Below are 19539 nucleotides of genomic sequence, written 5' to 3' on the forward strand. Positions count from 1 at the left end.
ATACTCCCCTTTTTTAACAGAATAGGAAGAAGCATTTGAAGCATAGGGTGCAGCTGATCTGATATGCTTTATATAGCGTGTTTTCAGATAATATGGAAAATGATAGAAGACATGCTATAAGTAAGTGGAATAGTATGATGATTTTTTCATCTAAAGGGTTGAGCCCCGCCTCAAAAGCTTAGATCTTCGCTGCCAAGCGGGGACAATCCGCATCTGCTTCCTCTTTTTTAAGTACAGCCTAACGTGTTCACTTGTACAATTTTGCAATTGAGATTTCGCAGCGTTTAATAAATGCTCCTATTCTTTAGAGGGATAAATACTTAGCAATCATCAAACTAGCGGTATGGAGTGTTATGATATCGGCTTCTTGTAGGAAAAGGATTATTCTCTATTTTCGTTCGCTTGATGTCCATGGATGAATGCCCTTCCGCTGATGAAGGTTTTTTCTAATGTAAGAGTAAACAATAGGGCGACACGTTCTTTTGCTACCTCTTTTTAGCTTAACGAAATGAAAATATACGCAAAGATCGATATTGCCAATCAGGTAGTACATGTTCATTAAAAAATTGTATATACTATAATTATGGAAAATACTACTAACAACATGATACTGGAAAGAAAAGATGGATCAGTAAGGAAGGGAGTCTAACATGGAAAAGCTTAAAATCGCAGGCGGACGGCCACTAAAAGGTACTATTAAAGTAAGCGGAGCTAAGAATAGTGCAGTCGCATTAATTCCAGCTACGATTTTAGCGGAGTCTCCTGTGACAATTGAAGGTCTTCCTGAGATATCTGATGTTGAAACATTAAAAGCGCTATTAGAAGAGATCGGTGGGACAGTTCATTTTGAAAATGGAGAAATGATGGTTGATCCAAGCAGCATGGTTTCCATGCCGCTCCCAAATGGACGAGTAAAAAAATTACGTGCTTCTTACTATTTAATGGGAGCAATGCTTGGCCGATTTAAAAAAGCGGTAATAGGACTGCCAGGAGGCTGTAATTTAGGACCAAGACCAATTGATCAGCATATAAAGGGTTTCGAGGCGCTCGGTGCAAAAGTGACAAATGAGCGTGGAGCCATTTATCTTCGTGCTGACGAACTTATTGGAGCCCGCATTTATTTAGATGTGGTGAGTGTCGGCGCAACAATTAACATTATGCTTGCAGCTGTACGAGCAAAAGGCAAAACAATTATAGAAAATGCAGCGAAAGAACCAGAGATCATTGATGTTGCAACACTTCTGACGAATATGGGAGCAAAGATTAAAGGTGCTGGAACGGACGTTATCCGAATTGAAGGTGTAGAACATTTAAGTGGCTGCCGCCATACAATTATTCCTGATCGTATTGAAGCAGGAACATTCATGATTTTAGGCGCAGCTGTCGGAGAGGGCGTCCTCATTGACAACGTCATTCCCCTTCATTTAGAATCATTGATTGCAAAGCTTCGCGAAATGGGAGTGCCAATAGAAATAGGAGACGAGCACATTTTTATTGGTTCTTCGAAAAACTTAAAGGCAGTTGACATTAAAACGCTTGTCTACCCAGGATTTCCAACTGATTTACAGCAGCCATTCACCATTTTGCTGACTAAAGCAAATGGTTCATCCGTTGTAACTGATACGATTTATTCTGCCCGTTTTAAGCATATCGATGAGCTTAGAAGAATGAATGCGAATATTAAAGTGGAAGGACGTTCTGCCATTATTGAAGGCCCTTCTACATTGCAGGGGGCAAAAGTAAAGGCAACCGACCTGCGAGCAGGTTCTGCATTATTTATTGCTGGCCTAATGGCAGAAGGAATTACGGAAATTACAGGTTTGGACCATATTGATAGAGGTTATAGCAAGCTTGTCGAAAAACTAACAGGACTAGGCGCTAATGTTTGGAGAGAAAATTTATCGGATCATGAGATTCAACAACTGAAAAGTTCATAGTTATCCGCTTATCAATAAATAGGAGTATTATTCACCATTTCATACGAAATGTGTTACAATATTATGCATAAATATGCTATGAACCAAGCACACTTTTCCGATAAAGGACATATTTAGGGGGAAAACAACAAATGGAAAGAAGTTTGTCAATGGAGCTTGTTCGTGTAACAGAAGCTGCAGCACTCTCATCTGCACGCTGGATGGGCCGCGGAAAAAAAGAAGAAGCAGATGATGCTGCCACTACTGCTATGCGAAACGTTTTTGACACAATCCCAATGAAAGGAACAGTCGTCATTGGAGAAGGAGAACTCGATGAAGCGCCTATGCTTTACATTGGCGAGAAACTGGGGACTGGATATGGTCCCGGAGTCGATGTAGCTGTAGATCCACTTGAAGGTACTAATATCGTTGCATCTGGAAGCTGGAACGCATTATCTGTAGTAGCAGTAGCTGATCATGGAAATTTACTTCATGCACCTGATATGTACATGGAAAAAATCGCTGTCGGCCCTGAAGTAATAGGAAAAATAGATATAAATGCTCCTGTTATAGATAACTTAAGGGCAGTAGCTGCTGCCAAAAACAAAGATATTGAAGATGTTGTTGCCACTGTTTTAGATCGTCCCCGTCACGATCATATTATTGCTCAGCTCCGCGAAGCTGGGGCGCGCATTAAGTTAATTGGCGATGGCGATGTAGCGGCGGCAATTAATACTGCTTTTGATAATACTGGCGTCGATATTTTGTTTGGTATTGGCGGTGCTCCAGAGGGAGTACTTTCAGCTGTAGCATTAAAGTGTCTTGGCGGAGAAATTCAAGGCAAGTTAAAGCCTCAAAATAATGAGGAAATAGAAAGATGTAAAAAAATGGGCATTGATGTGAATAAAGTATTGCGTATGGAAGATCTTGTTCGTGGAGACGATGCCATATTTGCAGCAACTGGTGTTACAGACGGCGAGCTATTGCGCGGCGTTCAATTTAAAGGAAGCTACGGCTCCACTCAGTCTGTCGTGATGAGGGCAAAATCTGGGACTGTACGTTTTGTAGACGGAAGGCATAGTTTAAAGAAAAAGCCAAACCTTGTAATGGAGCCATAGAATATTTTCTGTCAATGAAGTGTCTCCCACATGAAAATGATTGGTTCATCATTTTCATGTGGGAGCTCCTCAAGAAAAGATAGTTTCACGTATATCATCTATTTCTTAAGAATACGGTTTCGGAAAAGGGATACAAAGCCCCTGTCGATAAAAATTTTCACTTTTTAACTGGGCTTCCGAAAAGAATTCTCCCACTTCTAAATGGGGAAGGGCTTAGCCCAATGAAAGTGGGAGATGAATTTTCGGTTAGCCTTAAGCCAAAATATTGTATTTTCTCTAGGGGCAGGGACTGCCCTTATAGCTTGGTAAATATAGATAGCTAACAAAAGTATCTAGTTCCCAAGAAGCTCCCACTTCAATCAGACCGCAAAGTCGATAAGTGGTGAGTAGTTCACTAACTAATTTACCTCCCCAATTTTTATCAAACGATCTTTTGCGGGCCAGCCCCGATGATATGGCAGGACTTTAGCCATTTGAATCGATATGAAACATAGGTTAAATAAGTTCTTTATTTGTAAGAATATATGTGGTTAAATATAAAAATAATGTGAAGAAAAGAATAAAAAACGTATTGTCTTATGAAACGCTGTGAGAGGACACAGAAAGTCAATCAGTCTTGATTCTCAAGTAAACATCTTACTAAGAATCATTTCTTACCTTCCATGATCATCCCTTATACCTTCTTGCTTCTTTTAGAGGTTGTTCAACAAGCCGCTGAAAATCAATGTTTGATGCCTGAAAAATAATGATTAAGTGCAATTATGTACACAATTCTCCCGTTTTTCATGAATGGCCAATGTATTTAATTCAGCTAATTTTCGAACACATTCCTTTAGGCAAACAAGCTCAAAAAATGATCCTGACCGATAAAAAAGCAAATAATGGGTAGAATGGTATCATCCTCTTTAAAAAAATACAGTCATCATAAAAATCGAATATCGAAAAAACTAAAGTGTGGTGTAGAAATGGCAGATTTAACAATTTCAAGTCTTGAAAATATGAAACTAAAAGAGCTTTATGAGTTGGCGAAAGCTTATAAAATCTCTTATTACAGCAAACTGACAAAAAAAGAGCTCATTTTTGCGATTTTAAAGGCTAGAGCAGAGCAAGAAGGCTACTTTTTTATGCAAGGGGTCTTGGAAATTATCCAATCGGAAGGCTTTGGATTCCTAAGACCGATTAACTATACGGCAAGTTCAGAAGATATTTATATATCGGCATCACAAATCAGGCGTTTTGATTTGCGAAACGGAGATAAAGTCTCAGGTAAAGTGAGGCCTCCAAAGGAAAACGAACGTTATTTTGGGCTTCTCCATGTAGAAGCAGTGAATGGCGATGATCCTGAATCTGCTAAAGAACGGGTTCACTTCCCTGGCTTAACCCCTTTATATCCAGATCGACAAATTGGTCTGGAAACTGCTCCAAAAAACTTATCAACAAGAATAATGGATTTAATTACTCCAGTTGGCTTTGGTCAGCGTGGATTAATAGTTGCCCCGCCGAAAGCAGGAAAAACGATACTATTAAAGGAAATAGCAAATGCCATTACAACGAATCATCCAGAAGCCGAACTCATTGTACTGCTTATTGATGAACGTCCAGAAGAAGTGACAGATATTGAACGATCTGTTAATGCTGAAGTTGTCAGCTCCACTTTCGATGAGGTTCCAGAAAATCATATTAAAGTAGCAGAGCTGGTACTGGAACGAGCAATGCGTTTAGTCGAGCATAAAAGAGATGTCGTTATTTTAATGGACAGCATTACTCGATTGGCGCGTGCTTATAACCTCGTGATACCTCCAAGCGGTCGAACGTTATCTGGAGGTATAGATCCAGCAGCTTTCCATAGGCCGAAACGTTTTTTTGGAGCAGCGCGTAATATTGAAGAAGGCGGAAGTTTAACGATTTTAGCAACAGCATTGATTGATACTGGCTCGCGAATGGACGATGTCATCTATGAAGAATTTAAAGGCACAGGTAATTTGGAGCTTCACTTAGACCGATCTCTTGCTGAACGGAGGATCTTCCCAGCAATTGATATTCGCCGCTCTGGAACAAGGAAGGAAGAGCTGTTGATTCCAAAAGAAAAATTAGATCAATTATGGAAAATCAGAAAGACGATGTCTGACACTCCAGATTTCGCAGAGCGATTTTTACGGAAATTACGGCAAACGAAAAATAACGATGAATTTTTTGACATGCTTACTTCCGAACTTAAACAAAACAATGTGGCAAGGCGTTAAAAAGGACGCACAAAACATTCGTATCGTATAAAAATAGAAGGAAGAATCCGCACCCATTATTAAAATGCATCGTTTCTATTTCAGCACTCAAGATTAGGGCAAGCTTAATAGAGTTCACTCATTAAAAAATGAATTGTTGCATTTCGAAAATGAGCTTGTTATAATTATTCCAGTGTGTTTTTGAACATAGCTATGATGGCTCCTTTGCTATCGTATCGAAATAAATACTCTGTTTCAGATGACTCAGGGCTTTAAGGAGATGAAAAAAATGAAAGCTGGCATTCATCCAGAATACAAAAAAGTAATGGTAAAATGCGCTTGTGGCAACGAATTTGAAAGTGGTTCTGTTAATAAAGAGGTACGTGTAGAAATTTGTTCAGCATGTCACCCATTCTATACAGGACGTCAAAAATTTACTGCTGCAGATGGCCGTGTTGATAGATTCAACAAAAAATATGGTCTTAAATAAGAAAAAAACGGGCAAGAGTGCTTGCCTGTTTTTTTGTTTTGGAAATACTATAAAAATGTTAGACTTTGGTCGTTGGTTTTAAGGAACCAGTGAGGAGGTTTATAGATGCATGTATGAGATGAAACACTCAGGATGGATAGAGGTTATTTGTGGCAGCATGTTTTCGGGAAAGTCAGAGGAATTGATTCGCCGTGTCAGGCGAACACAATTTGCAAAACAGAATGCAATAGTCTTTAAACCAAAGCTGGATAATCGCTATAGTGAACAAGCAGTTGTTTCTCATAATGGGACAAGCTTTTTAGCAAAGCCAGTAGCGTCGGCTAGTGATATAAGAGAGCATGTTCATAGTGAGATAGATGTCATTGCCATAGATGAAGCGCAGTTTTTTGATGATGGCATAGTGGAGGTTGCCCAAACATTTGCAAACGAGGGTTATCGAGTAATGATAGCCGGTCTCGACCAGAATTTTCGCGGTGAGCCATTCGGGCCGATGCCTGCATTGATGGCCATTGCAGAACAAGTGACAAAATTACAAGCCGTTTGTACAATTTGCGGCTCTCCAGCAAGTAGAACACAACGCTTGATCAATGGTGAACCAGCTTGCTATGATGATCCTCTTATCCTAGTTGGTGCTTCCGAAGCTTATGAGGCTCGCTGTCGCCACCACCATGTTGTCCCAAAAGGCATTTCTCAGCAGCTGAAAAAAGAACAGGAACTCACGGAATAAGCAGTGAGTATTTGTCCATAAATTTATAAACAATGTTTAACCAGGCATCAAGCCTACAAGGATATAGTGATAAATGAAAAATCGTATACCCTTCTTGCTGTGGGATAACCTAAAGCAAGGAGGTGTTTTTGTATGAAGAAATATTTGCTACTCTTCATGACAGGTCTGTTAATGATGACAAGTGCATGCCACTTCAACAATACTGAAACACCAGACAAATATGGTACTGATGTACGTTCAAATTTTCCTAGTGTTGCAGACAATGTTCCATTAACTAATACACAATTGATAGGTACTGAAGTAGATAAAGTGAAAGAAGAGCGCCTTTACGTTGACGCTTGTGTATAATATAATAATACTGTTATGCTGAAAAATTCGAGGTGAAGTATCATGTTTGATCGATTAGATGCTGTTGAAGCGCGATTTGAAAAGCTAAACGAGCTTCTGAGTGATCCAGAAATTGTGAGTGATCCACAAAAACTGAAAGAATATTCTAAAGAACAGTCTAGTATTGCAGAGACAGTAGAAACATATCGTGAATATAAAGAAATGAATTCAGAGTATAAAGATGCTAAAATGATGCTCGAAGATAAACTAGATCCTGATATGCGGGATATGGTGAAGGAAGAAATGGATTCATTAGCAGAACATTTAAAAGACTTAGAAGCAAAAATGAAAATACTTTTACTGCCAAAAGACCCGAACGATGATAAAAATGTTATTATGGAAATTCGCGGTGCTGCTGGGGGCGATGAGGCGGCGTTATTTGCAGGAGACTTGTATCGCATGTATAGCCGTTTTGCCGAAAATCAAGGCTGGAAAACAGAAGTAATTGATGCGAACTCAACCGGACTTGGCGGTTATAAGGAAATCATTTTTATGGTAAATGGAAAAGGAGCTTTTTCTAAATTAAAATTCGAAAATGGTGCTCACCGTGTGCAACGTGTTCCCGAAACAGAATCTGGCGGCCGCATTCATACTTCAACAGCGACAGTAGCTGTTTTGCCCGAAGCAGAAGAGGTGGAAGTCGATGTTCATGAAAAGGATATTCGGGTTGATACTTTTGCTTCAAGCGGACCTGGCGGCCAGAGTGTAAACACAACGATGTCTGCTGTTCGTTTAACACATATCCCTACAGGAATTGTCGTTTCTTGCCAAGATGAAAAATCGCAAATCAAAAATAAAGAAAAAGCAATGAAAGTATTGCGTGCTCGTATTTATGATAAGTTTCAACAAGAAGCACAGGCAGAATATGATGCAAATCGAAAATCAGCTGTTGGTACCGGAGATCGTTCGGAACGTATTCGTACGTATAATTTTCCTCAAAATCGAGTGACAGACCATCGGATTGGTTTAACCATCCAGAAGCTGGATCAAATTTTAGAAGGCAAGTTAGAAGAATTTATTGATGCACTCATTGTAGAAGATCAATCTAGTAAACTTGAGCGTGTGCAAGAATGATCGGTTCATCATCATTAAAGGTATTTGAAGTCCTTCGCTGGGCTTCTTCTTTTTTAGTGGAGCGTGGCAGAGATTACAATGCAGGAGAACTATTGTTGCAGCACTTGCTGGATAAAAATCGGTCGCAGCTTTTAGCAAGTCTGCAAGAGCCTGTCGATGTACAAATACAAAAACGCTTTGAAAAAGCAGTAAAACAGCATGCAGCAGGAAAGCCTGTTCAATATATCATTGGGCATGAAATATTTTATGGCCGCCGTTTTCTTGTGAACGAACATGTTTTAATTCCCCGTCCAGAAACAGAAGAATTAGTATTGGGCACACTGCAAAGAATACAAACGGCCCGCCAAACAAAGTTGAACCAGAAGCTAGTAGATGTAGGAACAGGAAGCGGGATTATTGCAGTGACAATGAAATTAGAGAATCCTTCTTTGCAAGTAACAGCAACCGATATTTCTTCACAAGCACTCGAAATTGCAAAGAAAAATGCTTCTCAATTGCAAGCAGATGTCACGTTTTATCAAGGAGATTTATGTATACCGCTCATCGATAGAAAAGAAACATTCGATATCGTGCTATCAAACCCTCCCTATATTCCCAAAGGTGATGCAAAGCTGCTCTCAACTGTCGTGAAGGATCATGAACCACCTCAAGCTTTATTCGGTGGAGAGGATGGTTTGCTTTATTATCGCAGGATAGCAGACCAGCTTCCTGAAATCATAAAGGACAATGGATTGATTGTCTTTGAAATTGGAGCAGACCAGGGGAAACAGGTAGAGGCAATGCTCAAAGCTGTTTTTCCAAATAGCAGCATTGAAATAGTTCAGGATATCAATGGAAAAGATCGTTTTATTTTTTGTCAACTATTGATGTAATCCTAGTTAGGAAACTGTTTCCCATTTTTACCACCTCCTCTTACAAGCAGAGCGGGTGGTATTTCCATTCATCTTGTCCTCTACTGTTAAAGCATACTTTTAGATTGCTAGTTTAGAATCCTGTTTTTTTGGCGACACTGTCTATCAAAGGGGACGGTGATAGAAATGAAACAAAAATGGATCGTTTGCATATATCTAATTGTGCTGTCTTTAACAGCAATCTTTCAACTATCTTATCCAGAAAAAGAAACAGCTATTGCTGCTGAAACTACAATGATACCAGAGGAAGCAATTCGTTTGAGGATTCTTGCCAATAGTGATAGCAGCGAAGACCAACATTTAAAACAAATGGTTAGAGATGCCGTGAACATACAGATAACAAAATGGGTTGAATCCCTAACTTCAATCGAAGATGCTCGAGATGTGATCCAGGCCAATTTATCTGAACTGGAAGCAATTGCTCAACAGATTGTGGCTAGCGAAGGAAAAGATCAAGCAGTCCACATTGTCTTTGATAAGGTTTTATTTCCGACAAAGCTTTATGGTCAATATATTTATCCTGCTGGAGAATACGAAGCAGTCGTGATTACATTAGGTGAAGGAAAAGGTGCTAACTGGTGGTGTGTATTATTTCCACCGCTCTGCTTTTTAGATATTTCAAATGGTGAATCATTAGGCCCTGGTTTTGGAGAGATGAATGACGTAGAATCACCTGCTGTTGAATCTGAACAAGAAGAAAAGGTTGTGGATAAAAAAACGAAAGCACCACTGTATGTTGAAGAGGAACCTGTCAAAGTGACTTTTTTTCTAAAAGATTTATTTAGTAAATTGTTTTAATGATTTTTCTTATGTTAGCAGCGTTTTTTAAAGGCTCCTTTTATTCAAATGAATGAACGAGAGTTGCTACAATGAACAATGTTTCGTCTTCAAAGTGGATATCTATAAAAAAGATTTTTGCAAGACTCTTCTAATCCATCACTTTCATTCATATAACTTGATAGAGACAGAAATAGACAAAGGAAGTGAGGATGTTTAAGATGGAAAAGACGATTCGGAACGCAACAACAGCAGATTTTGAAAGGGTAAAGGAATTTCTGGAAGCAAAAGAATTATCAACAATCGGCTTGGAAAACGCACTTGATCATTTTTTGCTTATTGAAACAGAAGGCCGTTTAGTAGGTACGATAGGAATAGAGGTACAAGGCAGCTGTGGTCTATTAAGATCTTTTGTTACTAGACTTCCAATCCAATCAGCAGATGTCATCGCAATGCTAGGTTATATTCAGGAACTTGCCTTTAAAAAAGGAATCTACACGCTATATCTAGCAACGAATCATAAAGATCTGCTGCCAGTTTTTCAACAGTTTGGTTTCAACGAAATATTAAAAGAACAATTGTCTAGCACTTTTGCGGATTTTCCACACGGAAAGCACTTATTGTCGGTCAATGATGTGCATATATTACAATCAACAATAAAATGATGTATCATCAAATTAATTTTCCACATAATTGTCCACAATCAAAAAATGCTTATCCACTTGATGTGGATAAGCTTATTTATTCAATGTCATATCGATAGGATGAAAAGATGTTATAATAACATAAAGTGAATCGAAATAGTAAAAGTCATTGTAGTACTATGATCATGAACGTGTATAAAAAGGAACAGAAAAATAGCCATCAAACATAGAGAACTGATTGTGTTTCCTTTTTTTTTACTTCGCTCAAGTTGTTCAGAATCCTTCTAATTTGACATGCTTAAACAAATAAAAAGAGTGCAAGTCGATCTACTTGCAACTGGATGTGAGGAATAAGCTTATTACTAACAATTGTTAAAAAGATAGAAAATTGGTGAAGAAGAATGGAAACTAAAAAATGGATTGTGGATATAGATGTGGATAAAAAAAATAGTTATCAACAGTTGAAGGAAGCAGCTCATTATCTTCAACGTAATGAGGTGATTGCTTTTCCAACGGAAACAGTTTATGGATTAGGAGCAAATGCGACTTCAGATGCAGCAGTCGCAAAAATATTTGCTGCAAAGGGCCGGCCCAGTGATAATCCATTAATTGTACACATTGCTGAGTTAGGTCAATTGCTAGAGGCAGTAGAAATGGTTTCAGACAAAGCGCAGAAATTGATAGAAGCCTTTTGGCCAGGACCACTTACGATTATTTTTAAGAAAAAAGATGGTATTTTCTCTTCATTAGTCACTGCGGGATTAGATACAGTTGCGATCAGAATGCCAGACCATCCGTTAGCAATTGCACTTATAAGAGCAGCAGGGCTGCCCATTGCTGCTCCAAGCGCCAATTGTTCAGGAAAACCAAGTCCAACGACTGCCCATCATGTATGGGAAGATCTCCAAGGGCGTATTGCCGGAATAGTAGACGGTGGTGAAACAGGAGTTGGCCTTGAATCCACGGTATTAGATTGTACCTCTGGAGAGTTCCCAATTATTTTGCGTCCAGGAGGCATCACAAAGGAAGCAATTGAAAGGGTGATTGGTAAAGTACAGTTAGATCCAGCAATGATGAATGAAAAACAGACTCCGAAATCACCTGGTATGAAATATACACATTATGCACCCAATGTGCCTATGTATTTAATGGCTGGCAACTGGGAGAAATATAATGAACTTATTAAACAAAAAAGACAAGCAGGATTAAAGGTAGGTATTTTAGCAACAGCAGAAACATCTAAGTATTATGATGCAGACCTAGTTCTTTCTTGTGGTGAGCGGAATCACTTACATACTGTAGCTCATTGTTTGTATGATACATTACGAGATTTCAATAAATCCAATGTTGATGTGATATTTGCTGAAACATTCCCTAAAGACGGTGTAGGAGCCGCCATTATGAATCGACTTGAAAAAGCAGCTGGACATCGTTGGCTAGAGTCTGATCCACGAAATAATTAAAATAAATAAAAGCAGCACTAATAGTTAACACCGTTCGTCCTTGCGAACGGTGTTTTATTACGTATCTAACTGTCAAGCAAATATAGGAATCGTAAAAACTAAGGTCCTTTGGAAATCTCACATTTGACTTCTTTCTTCTTTTCTAATAAATGTTCAATCGACATTACTCGAAGAAATCGCGGTTTTACTATAAAAATCTCTGTATGGAGGGAGAGAAATTCACGGCTGATGGTAACTTAGCTTAAATGTAAACAACAAACGAGAAACTATATTCTAAAATACTTGAGACACGCATAAGTTTTAAGGGAGCAAGTCCAAAGGGGGAGATGCAAATGGCAGCTATTTTCGGTGAATTATTAACATTAATATTGATGGCAACAGCACTGGGAATGGATGCCTTTTCGATTGGACTTGGAATGGGAATGTATAAGCTTCGCTTGAAACGAATTTTTTTAATTGGGCTAATTGTAGGTTTATTTCATGTTTGTATGCCATTGTTAGGAATTATAACTGGAAAATTTTTGACAACAGCTTTTGGAGTGATAGCTGGATATATTGGCGGTGGACTTTTAGTTATCTTAGGATTACAGATGCTATTCTCTAGTTTTAGAACGAAAGAGAACCATGTTATTTCTCCAATAGGCTGGGGAGTTATCTTGTTTGCTATTAGTGTAAGTTTAGATAGTTTTTCGGTTGGGATGACGCTGGGCATCTTTGGAGCTCGAACAGCAGTTGCATTAATTTGCTTTGGGGCAGTAGCAGCAACGCTGACTTGGAGCGGACTACTGATTGGGAAAAAAGCTCAACGTGTACTTGGGGCTTATAGTGAGGCTCTTGGTGGAAGTATCCTACTCACTTTTGGAATCACATTATTGATTCCCCTCTGAGCAATGATATCATTTCATTTCATTCCATTCTCTCTTTTCTTCACCTCTTTTTCACCACCATGAAGAGTATGTCTTCAATTGCACTAAAGGCATTCATTTTTTCATTCTCCGATTACTTCCTTCAATCATTTTTTCTTGATATTGTATGTAAAGTGACGAATAATATAAGTAAGGAGATAGTACTAGTTTTCTTTAGCGCAGTTTTTTAGAAGAATATTGATAAACAGGCTTTTAATCAGATCAATAGGGGTTTTGGCTTATTTTTCAAAATTTTAGCGCAGTTTTAATTGCAGCTCGTTACAAACAACGATGATATTCCTCAAACGATTGCTTCCTTTCATGAAGAATGAAACATAAACTGTTTATCCCACATCTAACTGGCAGTAAGCCCTCACCTCGGGGAGTAAGAGGAATCGAAGAAGTCTAGGTAGGGATAACTGTAAGTCAAATGTCCGATTGGTTCAACTAACCATCAGTGGGGGATGAGAGAACCCCCCCCACTGATGGAAGTTTCACTTCATCATGGCCTGTATGTAAGGAATTGATGCGGTTCTTATCGTCTTCTATTAAGAAATCTTCCAGAAGGCATTTTATGCTTTCTAAAACACTATCTACTTTATTTAACTTCCACTATAATAGGTAAAAAGGAGGGTGGCAGGTGAAAATCCTTTTTGTCTGTACAGGAAATACTTGCAGAAGTCCATTGGCGGAAGCAATTTTAAAACAAAAAGCAAATCCAAAAATTCACTCTGTTCAATCAGCAGGGATTTTTGCTGTAAACGGAGAGAATGCTTCTGATCAAGCAATTGCTGTTTTAAAGGAGCATACTATAGAGCATTTGCATCGATCAAAAATGTTATCAAAAGAGGATGTAGAGTGGGCAACATATATTTTTACGATGACAGCAATGCATAAAGAGCACATTATTAGCCAAATCCCGCAAGCAGCAGATAAAACCTATACATTAAAAGAATTTGTCTATGGAAATTCTGTAAACAACTTGGATGTTTCCGATCCATTTGGCGGGAATCTAGATGTTTATCGCAAGACCTATTCTGAGTTAAAGGAGTTAATTGAACTGATGTTAAAAAAGTTATAAATAGGGGCAATATTTAAGGGACTTGCAGAGGGGGCAGGTTTAGAGCACGCACTGGTTCAATGTGAGCCTTGGAGGTTTTGCGATGTGAATGCTTCAATGGAAATCTTTCGCCATTGATGATATTTTACAACCGAGAGAAAAGAAGCTTCGTATATGTGTATGAAAAACCCAGATATTCTTAGCGGCCGTGTGCTTAGGGGAAAAAACTAACTCAACTAGATTCTTTGCATACAGAAATCGATTTATAATAAAAGAAAGTGGGGTTTATAGATGGGGGAAAAACAACGCTATAAATTCGGACTGAGAAAGAAACTAGTTGTTTTCACGACATTATTAGCAATCATTACTTATTCAACAAGTGCGTTTTATATTTACTATTTGTATCCTCATTATTTTGCAAAGCAAAATTATATTGTTTTTACGATCATAACACTCATGCTTGGAATTATCTGGTCTGGTATTTTAGCTTTTCTTGCTGCTGGATTTTTAACAAAACCGTTAGAGCGCTTACAAAAGGCCGCTTTAGAAGCAAGTCATGGCGATATTAAACAAGATGTACAAATTCCTCAATCAGATGATGAAATTCGAGCGCTTGGTATGGCTTTCAATACAATGCTTGGGAATCTTCGTGATATCGTGCTTAAAATTGAGGATAACTTTCATCAAACGAACAGTAGTGTTTTGTCTATTTCTGATGAATCTGTCAAAGCTTCTCAACAAGCTGAAAATATTGCAACAACGATTAATGAGATCGCTTTAGGCGCAGAAACATCTGCAGTTGCTATTCAATCAACAGCTGAGTCTGTAGAGGACATTATTCGCATTGCAGAGGAAGTACAGGAAAAAGCGAAGGCGTCAGAAACCATCTCAGGGGAGATGCTCGACGATTTAGAAGAAAGCAAAGAAGTGATCGCCTCTCTTATTAGAGGTATCGAAAGATTGGCAAATGAAAACCAACATTCACTGCAAGCTGTTCATCGCTTGGAAGAGGATACGAAAAAAGTAGAGAAAATTATTGAATTAGTAGGAGATATATCTAATCAAACTAACTTATTAGCATTGAATGCTTCTATTGAAGCGGCTCGAGCAGGAGAACATGGAAAAGGTTTTGCTGTAGTAGCAGAAGAGGTTCGAAACTTGGCAGATGAAAGCGCCAATGCAGTACAAGAAATATCTGAACGCTTACAGAACATTCAACAGCATGTTAAAAGTGTTGTTGTCCACATTACAAGTCAAGTTGATACAGCAAACCATGAGGTGAAGAAGGGAACAACAACAAATCGAGTGATGGAGGACATGGGGCAAACTATTCATCAAGTAGCCGATGCTGTGAAACATATTTCTGTACTTGTCGATAATCAAATGGCTAGTGTCCAAGAAACGTCACAGCAGTCGCAAGAAGTAGCTGCAATTGCCGAGGAAACTTCTGCAGGAGCTGAAGAAGTAACAGAAGCAACAAAAGCCCAAGCACATGTGATCGAGAATGTAGAAGCCATTGCCAATGAACTGAAAATACAAGCTGGAAACCTTAAAACAACAATTGCTCGCTTTCATGTGTAGTTTTCTTTATTTTAGTTGCGAGAAGTTGCCCACCTCTAAGGTGGAGTTGTAATGAATTTCTTTATTTCTTATGGTATCATCAATCTATAAGAAAAATGGATGAAATTAGACAGTAATAAAGTCTAACGCATTTACTTTAGTTAAGTAGAATCATGATCGCGATAACATCCTTATTATCTTTAGTTTATATCCAAAATCTGCATGATCGAAGTTCATCAATGCTTATAAAAGTGCAAGTTCCAAACTAATAAAACGTGATTTGCCATCGTTAAGAGCAACTTTGGAAAGAAATGTGTAGGAACAACCTTTAAAATAGAATTGGAGGATCAACAAAATGAAAGTAGCATTAGCTTCAGACCATGGAGGAATCCGACTTCGCGAAGAAATTAGAGTACTATTAGAAGAATTACAAATAGAATACGAAGACTTTGGTTGTGATTGCGAAGACTCAGTCGACTATCCAGATTTTGCTTTTCCAGTAGCTGAAAGGGTAGCGAGCGGAGAGTTTGATCGTGGCATCCTGATTTGCGGCACTGGAATAGGGATGAGCATTTCTGCTAATAAAGTCAAAGGCATTCGTTGTGCACTTGTTCACGATGTCTTTAGTGCGAAGGCTACTCGCCAACATAATAATAGCAACATTTTAGCAATGGGAGAACGTGTCATTGGACCGGGATTAGCACGTGAAATTGCTACTGCATGGCTGATTTCAGACTATGAGGGCGGCAGACATGAACGTCGAGTAGGAAAAATTGGAGAATATGAAGGCAATAGGACATACTAAGAGTGTTTCATAACAATCTTGTTACACGCAGGAGGTGTAATAGACCGTTGACATTACAAATTGAGCAATGGCGGAAACAGCTTTCTTTAGTACTTCAAGAGTTCAGTTCACAAGTCTCATTTGATAAAGAAACGGTGATGGTGATAGGCTGTTCTACCTCTGAAGTGGTAGGAGAAAGAATCGGGACGGCTGGTACGCTTAAAGTGGCAAAAATGATTTTCGATGAATTGAAGGCTTTTGCAGAAGAACATCAAGTGAAGCTTGCGTTTCAATGTTGTGAACATCTTAATCGTGCATTAGTCATTGAGAAAGAGACCGCAGCACTAAAGGATCTAGAAGAAGTAGCGGTGATCCCTGTTCAAACAGCGGGCGGAGCACTTGCAGCTTATGCTTATGAGCATCTAAGAAATCCAGTTGTTGTTGAATATATAAAAGCAGATGCAGGTATCGATATCGGTGATACTTTTATAGGCATGCATCTAAAGCATGTAGCTGTTCCTGTGCGTGTTTCCATAAAAGATATTGGTGATGCTCATGTGACACTTGTGAAGACGAGGCCGAAATTAATCGGCGGAGCACGCGCTGTCTATGAACAGACAGAAGCAACGAATTCATGTTCTTCATAGTTCGATTATTTTTTTAGTAAGACCCCTTGTCGTTACAGAGGGGTCTTTTCAGTTTGCTATGTATATTTGTTTTCTATTCAAAGGGGATAGTTTTCGAAAAACACGAACAATGTATGCGCTTACCCGATTAAATATTCACCAAAATGCGATTTAACCTTTGTTGAACATTAGGAAACGTGCTAAAATGAAATAAGAATTTTCAATATAAGAGTGTGTATTCAAAAATTTGTTAAATGAAATGCAACTAGATCTACAATTGAAAATGATAGGGTATTCGTCGTTGTTATCTGCCCTGCATTTTCACGAAAACTAGCCTATTTTTCAGCCATCTTTTTGAATAAACCTCTATAGCTTTTCATCACGTTGATAGTCACTGACGAAATGGAGGATTTAAAATGAGCAAAATAAGGGAACAAGATAAAGCAGTCTACGAAGCAATACAGCATGAGCTGCATCGCCAACGGGCCAAGATCGAATTAATCGCTTCTGAAAACTTTGTAAGTGAGGCTGTGATGGAAGCGCAAGGATCGGTTTTAACGAACAAATATGCGGAAGGGTACCCTAGACGCCGTTATTATGGGGGCTGTGAATATGTTGATATCGTTGAAGATTTAGCGCGCGACCGTGCAAAAGAAATTTTTGGCGCTGAACATGCCAACGTACAGCCGCACTCTGGTGCTCAAGCGAACATGGCAGTCTATTACACAATATTGGAGCATGGAGATACGGTTCTTGGTATGAATCTTTCACATGGAGGGCATTTAACACACGGCAGTCCAGTTAATTTTAGCGGCGTCCAATACCGCTTTGTAGAATACGGTGTTGATCAAGAAACGCAATACATCGATTATGACGATGTGATGGAAAAGGCACGCATACATAAACCAAAGTTGATTGTTGCAGGAGCAAGTGCTTATCCTCGAGAAATAGACTTTAGAAAATTCCGGGAAATTGCAGATGAAGTCGGTGCTTATTTCATGGTTGATATGGCTCATATAGCAGGATTGGTTGCAGCAGGGCTCCATCCAAATCCAGTACCGTATGCTGATTTTGTTACGACAACAACACATAAAACACTGCGTGGTCCTCGCGGCGGAATGATTTTATGCAAGGAGGAGTATGCAAAGAAGATCGATAAAGCGATTTTCCCTGGTATTCAAGGTGGACCTCTAATGCATGTGATTGCAGCTAAAGCAATTGCATTAGGGGAAGTATTAGAAGACAGTTTTAAATCTTATGCAAAGCAAGTAATTGAAAATGCTAAACATCTTGGTGAATGCTTAATTCGAGAAGGCATCCAACTCGTATCAGGTGGAACAGACAATCATTTACTGCTTCTGGACGTTCGCTCACTTCACTTAACTGGTAAAGTGGCAGAGCATGTTCTGGACGAAGTAGGAATTACCGTTAATAAGAACACGATTCCTTTTGACCCAGAAAGCCCGTTTGTTACAAGCGGTATCAGAATTGGTACGCCTGCTGTCACCTCACGCGGCTTCGGTAAAGAAGAAATGGAAGAAATTGCATCGATTATCGCATATACTTTAAAAAATCACGATAATCAAGAAGCACTAGAAGTAGCGAAACAACGTGTTACAGATTTAACAGCGAAATTTGAGTTGTATAAAGACATGTAATAAAAAACACAAATGACCGAGAAGCAGCCCTGATGAGAAGATTCTTGCATCAGGGTTTTTTTAAAAACAATGAATCGTGTCAGGTTCTATAACAGCAGCAAAGGTATATAATCTTTTCCAGCAGCAGCGTAAGCACATGAAGACGGTTTCTTTATCCCACATCCAACCAGCAGCAAGCCCGCTCACCTTAAAAGGAGAGGAATCAATAGGACTCGGTAGGGATAACTGAAAGTGATAGTCAGTTTAGTTCGATCCTGCACGATCAAAAATGCTCTCTTTTTTCGAGAACGTTCACGTTTTAGCTTTGAGGTTTTCTGTATGGGAGATGAGAGAAAATCTCACTGATGGAAGTTTCACATTATCTAGCCTTGCTCAAACGTTTTCCTTTTTGTAAAATAACAAATGGTGTGTGAAGATCAAAACAATGCTAAAATAAACAAGAAGCATTTTACTATGTTTACTTCCTTCTCAACAAGAGAGGATATTTTTTTGCTAGTATTGTGCATCCTAGTAATTAGAATTGTAATTAGCAGTTTGAAATAATACGGTAAAAAGGAGAAAGCGTATGAGCAACGTACATGTCATTAATCACCCCCTCATTCAACACAAACTAACTTATATTCGCAATAAAGAAACTGGAACGAAAGAATTTCGTGAACTTGTAGATGAGGTCGCTACTCTTATGGCTTATGAGATTACTCGTGATATGCCGCTGAAGGATATAGAAATTGAGACACCATTAGTGAAGACGAAAGCGAAAGTGCTTGCTGGGAAAAAGATAGGCATTGTCCCTATTTTAAGAGCAGGGATTGGAATGGTAGAAGGCATCTTGAATTTAATGCCAGCTGCAAAAGTAGGACATATTGGTTTATACCGTGATCCAAAAACACTAAAACCTGTAGAGTACTACGTGAAACTCCCTAATGATGTGAGTGAACGTAATTTTATTGTTGTGGACCCGATGCTGGCAACGGGAGGTTCTGCTGTAGAAGCTATTCATGCTTTAAAAAAGAGAGGTGCTTTCAGCATTAAATTTATGTGTCTTGTTGCTGCACCAGAAGGGGTTACAGCTTTAAAAGAAGCACACCCTGATGTTGATATTTATATTGCTGGCTTAGATGAAAAACTAGACGATCATGGCTATATCTTACCAGGACTAGGTGATGCTGGAGATCGATTATTCGGTACAAAATAAATACTTATCTGCACAAATGACA

Annotated in this window: 18 protein-coding genes and 2 pseudogenes; all 20 read left to right on the top strand. The window is 38.9% G+C overall.

The genetic code is table 11. The annotated features are described in order from the left end of the window. The first annotated feature begins 650 nt into the window (after window positions 1–650). Entirely contained in the window at window positions 651–1937 is a 1287-nt protein-coding gene (locus J2S08_RS16930; RefSeq protein ID WP_307231598.1) for a UDP-N-acetylglucosamine 1-carboxyvinyltransferase, read from the top strand. Between the two features lie 131 nt (window positions 1938–2068). Next, complete coding sequence (gene glpX, locus J2S08_RS16935) at window positions 2069–3034, top strand: class II fructose-bisphosphatase (RefSeq protein ID WP_307231600.1); 966 nt, start codon at window positions 2069–2071, stop codon at window positions 3032–3034. 965 nt (window positions 3035–3999) lie between these two features. Beyond that, on the top strand, window positions 4000–5277 hold the full coding sequence (gene rho / locus J2S08_RS16940) for a transcription termination factor Rho (RefSeq protein WP_307231602.1): 1278 nt from the start codon (window positions 4000–4002) through the stop codon (window positions 5275–5277). A gap of 268 nt (window positions 5278–5545) precedes the next feature. Next, window positions 5546–5746 (top strand): 50S ribosomal protein L31, encoded by a 201-nt coding sequence (rpmE, locus tag J2S08_RS16945; RefSeq protein ID WP_307231604.1) that lies wholly within the window; start codon window positions 5546–5548, stop codon window positions 5744–5746. A 109-nt stretch (window positions 5747–5855) separates the two neighbouring features. Next, a complete protein-coding gene (locus J2S08_RS16950; protein WP_307231605.1) occupies window positions 5856–6473 on the top strand; it encodes a thymidine kinase in 618 nt (205 codons plus the stop codon). A 132-nt stretch (window positions 6474–6605) separates the two neighbouring features. Then, the gene (locus tag J2S08_RS16955) at window positions 6606–6821 is read left to right on the top strand and encodes a hypothetical protein (protein WP_307231607.1); all 216 of its coding nucleotides are present in this window, start codon (window positions 6606–6608) and stop codon (window positions 6819–6821) included. A gap of 42 nt (window positions 6822–6863) precedes the next feature. Beyond that, complete coding sequence (gene prfA / locus J2S08_RS16960) at window positions 6864–7934, top strand: peptide chain release factor 1 (protein WP_307231609.1); 1071 nt, start codon at window positions 6864–6866, stop codon at window positions 7932–7934. Then, entirely contained in the window at window positions 7931–8806 is an 876-nt protein-coding gene (gene prmC, locus J2S08_RS16965) for a peptide chain release factor N(5)-glutamine methyltransferase (protein WP_307231611.1), read from the top strand. Before prfA ends, prmC begins: the two co-directional genes overlap by 4 nt. A 165-nt stretch (window positions 8807–8971) precedes the next feature. Then, entirely contained in the window at window positions 8972–9643 is a 672-nt protein-coding gene (gene spoIIR / locus J2S08_RS16970) for a stage II sporulation protein R (protein WP_307231612.1), read from the top strand. A 200-nt stretch (window positions 9644–9843) separates the two neighbouring features. Beyond that, the gene (locus J2S08_RS16975) at window positions 9844–10287 is read left to right on the top strand and encodes a GNAT family N-acetyltransferase (protein ID WP_307231613.1); all 444 of its coding nucleotides are present in this window, start codon (window positions 9844–9846) and stop codon (window positions 10285–10287) included. A gap of 380 nt (window positions 10288–10667) precedes the next feature. Beyond that, window positions 10668–11729 (top strand): L-threonylcarbamoyladenylate synthase, encoded by a 1062-nt coding sequence (locus tag J2S08_RS16980; protein ID WP_307231615.1) that lies wholly within the window; start codon window positions 10668–10670, stop codon window positions 11727–11729. A gap of 332 nt (window positions 11730–12061) precedes the next feature. After that, entirely contained in the window at window positions 12062–12616 is a 555-nt protein-coding gene (locus J2S08_RS16985) for a manganese efflux pump MntP (RefSeq protein WP_307231617.1), read from the top strand. Between the two features lie 658 nt (window positions 12617–13274). Then, window positions 13275–13715, top strand: coding sequence for a low molecular weight protein arginine phosphatase (locus J2S08_RS16990; RefSeq protein ID WP_307231619.1), 441 nt, complete (start codon window positions 13275–13277; stop codon window positions 13713–13715). A gap of 435 nt (window positions 13716–14150) precedes the next feature. Further along, window positions 14151–14336: pseudogene (locus tag J2S08_RS22770) on the top strand (HAMP domain-containing protein); the annotation flags it as partial. Next, window positions 14328–15275 (top strand): methyl-accepting chemotaxis protein, encoded by a 948-nt coding sequence (locus J2S08_RS16995; protein ID WP_442320932.1) that lies wholly within the window; start codon window positions 14328–14330, stop codon window positions 15273–15275. The pseudogene J2S08_RS22770 and the gene J2S08_RS16995, both read left to right, overlap by 9 nt. A gap of 148 nt (window positions 15276–15423) precedes the next feature. Next, window positions 15424–15568: pseudogene (locus J2S08_RS22605) on the top strand (transposase); the annotation flags it as partial. A 41-nt stretch (window positions 15569–15609) separates the two neighbouring features. Beyond that, entirely contained in the window at window positions 15610–16059 is a 450-nt protein-coding gene (gene rpiB / locus J2S08_RS17000) for a ribose 5-phosphate isomerase B (RefSeq protein ID WP_307231623.1), read from the top strand. Between the two features lie 47 nt (window positions 16060–16106). Further along, entirely contained in the window at window positions 16107–16685 is a 579-nt protein-coding gene (locus J2S08_RS17005) for a TIGR01440 family protein (protein WP_307231626.1), read from the top strand. Between the two features lie 395 nt (window positions 16686–17080). Beyond that, window positions 17081–18322 carry a serine hydroxymethyltransferase gene (glyA, locus tag J2S08_RS17010; protein ID WP_307231628.1) on the top strand — a complete coding sequence of 414 codons (1242 nt, stop codon included), beginning with the start codon at window positions 17081–17083 and terminating at the stop codon, window positions 18320–18322. Between the two features lie 565 nt (window positions 18323–18887). Then, a complete protein-coding gene (gene upp / locus J2S08_RS17015; RefSeq protein WP_307231629.1) occupies window positions 18888–19517 on the top strand; it encodes a uracil phosphoribosyltransferase in 630 nt (209 codons plus the stop codon). The last annotated feature ends 22 nt before the right edge of the window (window positions 19518–19539 follow it).

The organism is Bacillus chungangensis (genome assembly GCF_030812995.1).
Taxonomy (GTDB): domain Bacteria; phylum Bacillota; class Bacilli; order Bacillales; family Bacillaceae_C; genus Bacillus_CF; species Bacillus_CF chungangensis.

What these genes read in the sequence shown, in the direction of transcription:
- J2S08_RS16980 (WP_307231615.1), top strand. Translation starts at nt 10,668, where the DNA reads ATGGAAACTAAAAAATGGATTGTGGATATAGATGTGGATAAAAAAAAT.
- J2S08_RS16950 (WP_307231605.1), top strand. Translation starts at nt 5,856, where the DNA reads ATGTATGAGATGAAACACTCAGGATGGATAGAGGTTATTTGTGGCAGC.
- glyA (WP_307231628.1), top strand. Translation starts at nt 17,081, where the DNA reads ATGAGCAAAATAAGGGAACAAGATAAAGCAGTCTACGAAGCAATACAG.
- glpX (WP_307231600.1), top strand. Translation starts at nt 2,069, where the DNA reads ATGGAAAGAAGTTTGTCAATGGAGCTTGTTCGTGTAACAGAAGCTGCA.
- J2S08_RS16995 (WP_442320932.1), top strand. Translation starts at nt 14,328, where the DNA reads ATGCTTGGGAATCTTCGTGATATCGTGCTTAAAATTGAGGATAACTTT.
- spoIIR (WP_307231612.1), top strand. Translation starts at nt 8,972, where the DNA reads ATGAAACAAAAATGGATCGTTTGCATATATCTAATTGTGCTGTCTTTA.
- rpmE (WP_307231604.1), top strand. Translation starts at nt 5,546, where the DNA reads ATGAAAGCTGGCATTCATCCAGAATACAAAAAAGTAATGGTAAAATGC.
- rpiB (WP_307231623.1), top strand. Translation starts at nt 15,610, where the DNA reads ATGAAAGTAGCATTAGCTTCAGACCATGGAGGAATCCGACTTCGCGAA.
- prmC (WP_307231611.1), top strand. Translation starts at nt 7,931, where the DNA reads ATGATCGGTTCATCATCATTAAAGGTATTTGAAGTCCTTCGCTGGGCT.
- upp (WP_307231629.1), top strand. Translation starts at nt 18,888, where the DNA reads ATGAGCAACGTACATGTCATTAATCACCCCCTCATTCAACACAAACTA.
- J2S08_RS16985 (WP_307231617.1), top strand. Translation starts at nt 12,062, where the DNA reads ATGGCAGCTATTTTCGGTGAATTATTAACATTAATATTGATGGCAACA.
- prfA (WP_307231609.1), top strand. Translation starts at nt 6,864, where the DNA reads ATGTTTGATCGATTAGATGCTGTTGAAGCGCGATTTGAAAAGCTAAAC.
- rho (WP_307231602.1), top strand. Translation starts at nt 4,000, where the DNA reads ATGGCAGATTTAACAATTTCAAGTCTTGAAAATATGAAACTAAAAGAG.
- J2S08_RS16955 (WP_307231607.1), top strand. Translation starts at nt 6,606, where the DNA reads ATGAAGAAATATTTGCTACTCTTCATGACAGGTCTGTTAATGATGACA.
- J2S08_RS16975 (WP_307231613.1), top strand. Translation starts at nt 9,844, where the DNA reads ATGGAAAAGACGATTCGGAACGCAACAACAGCAGATTTTGAAAGGGTA.
- J2S08_RS16930 (WP_307231598.1), top strand. Translation starts at nt 651, where the DNA reads ATGGAAAAGCTTAAAATCGCAGGCGGACGGCCACTAAAAGGTACTATT.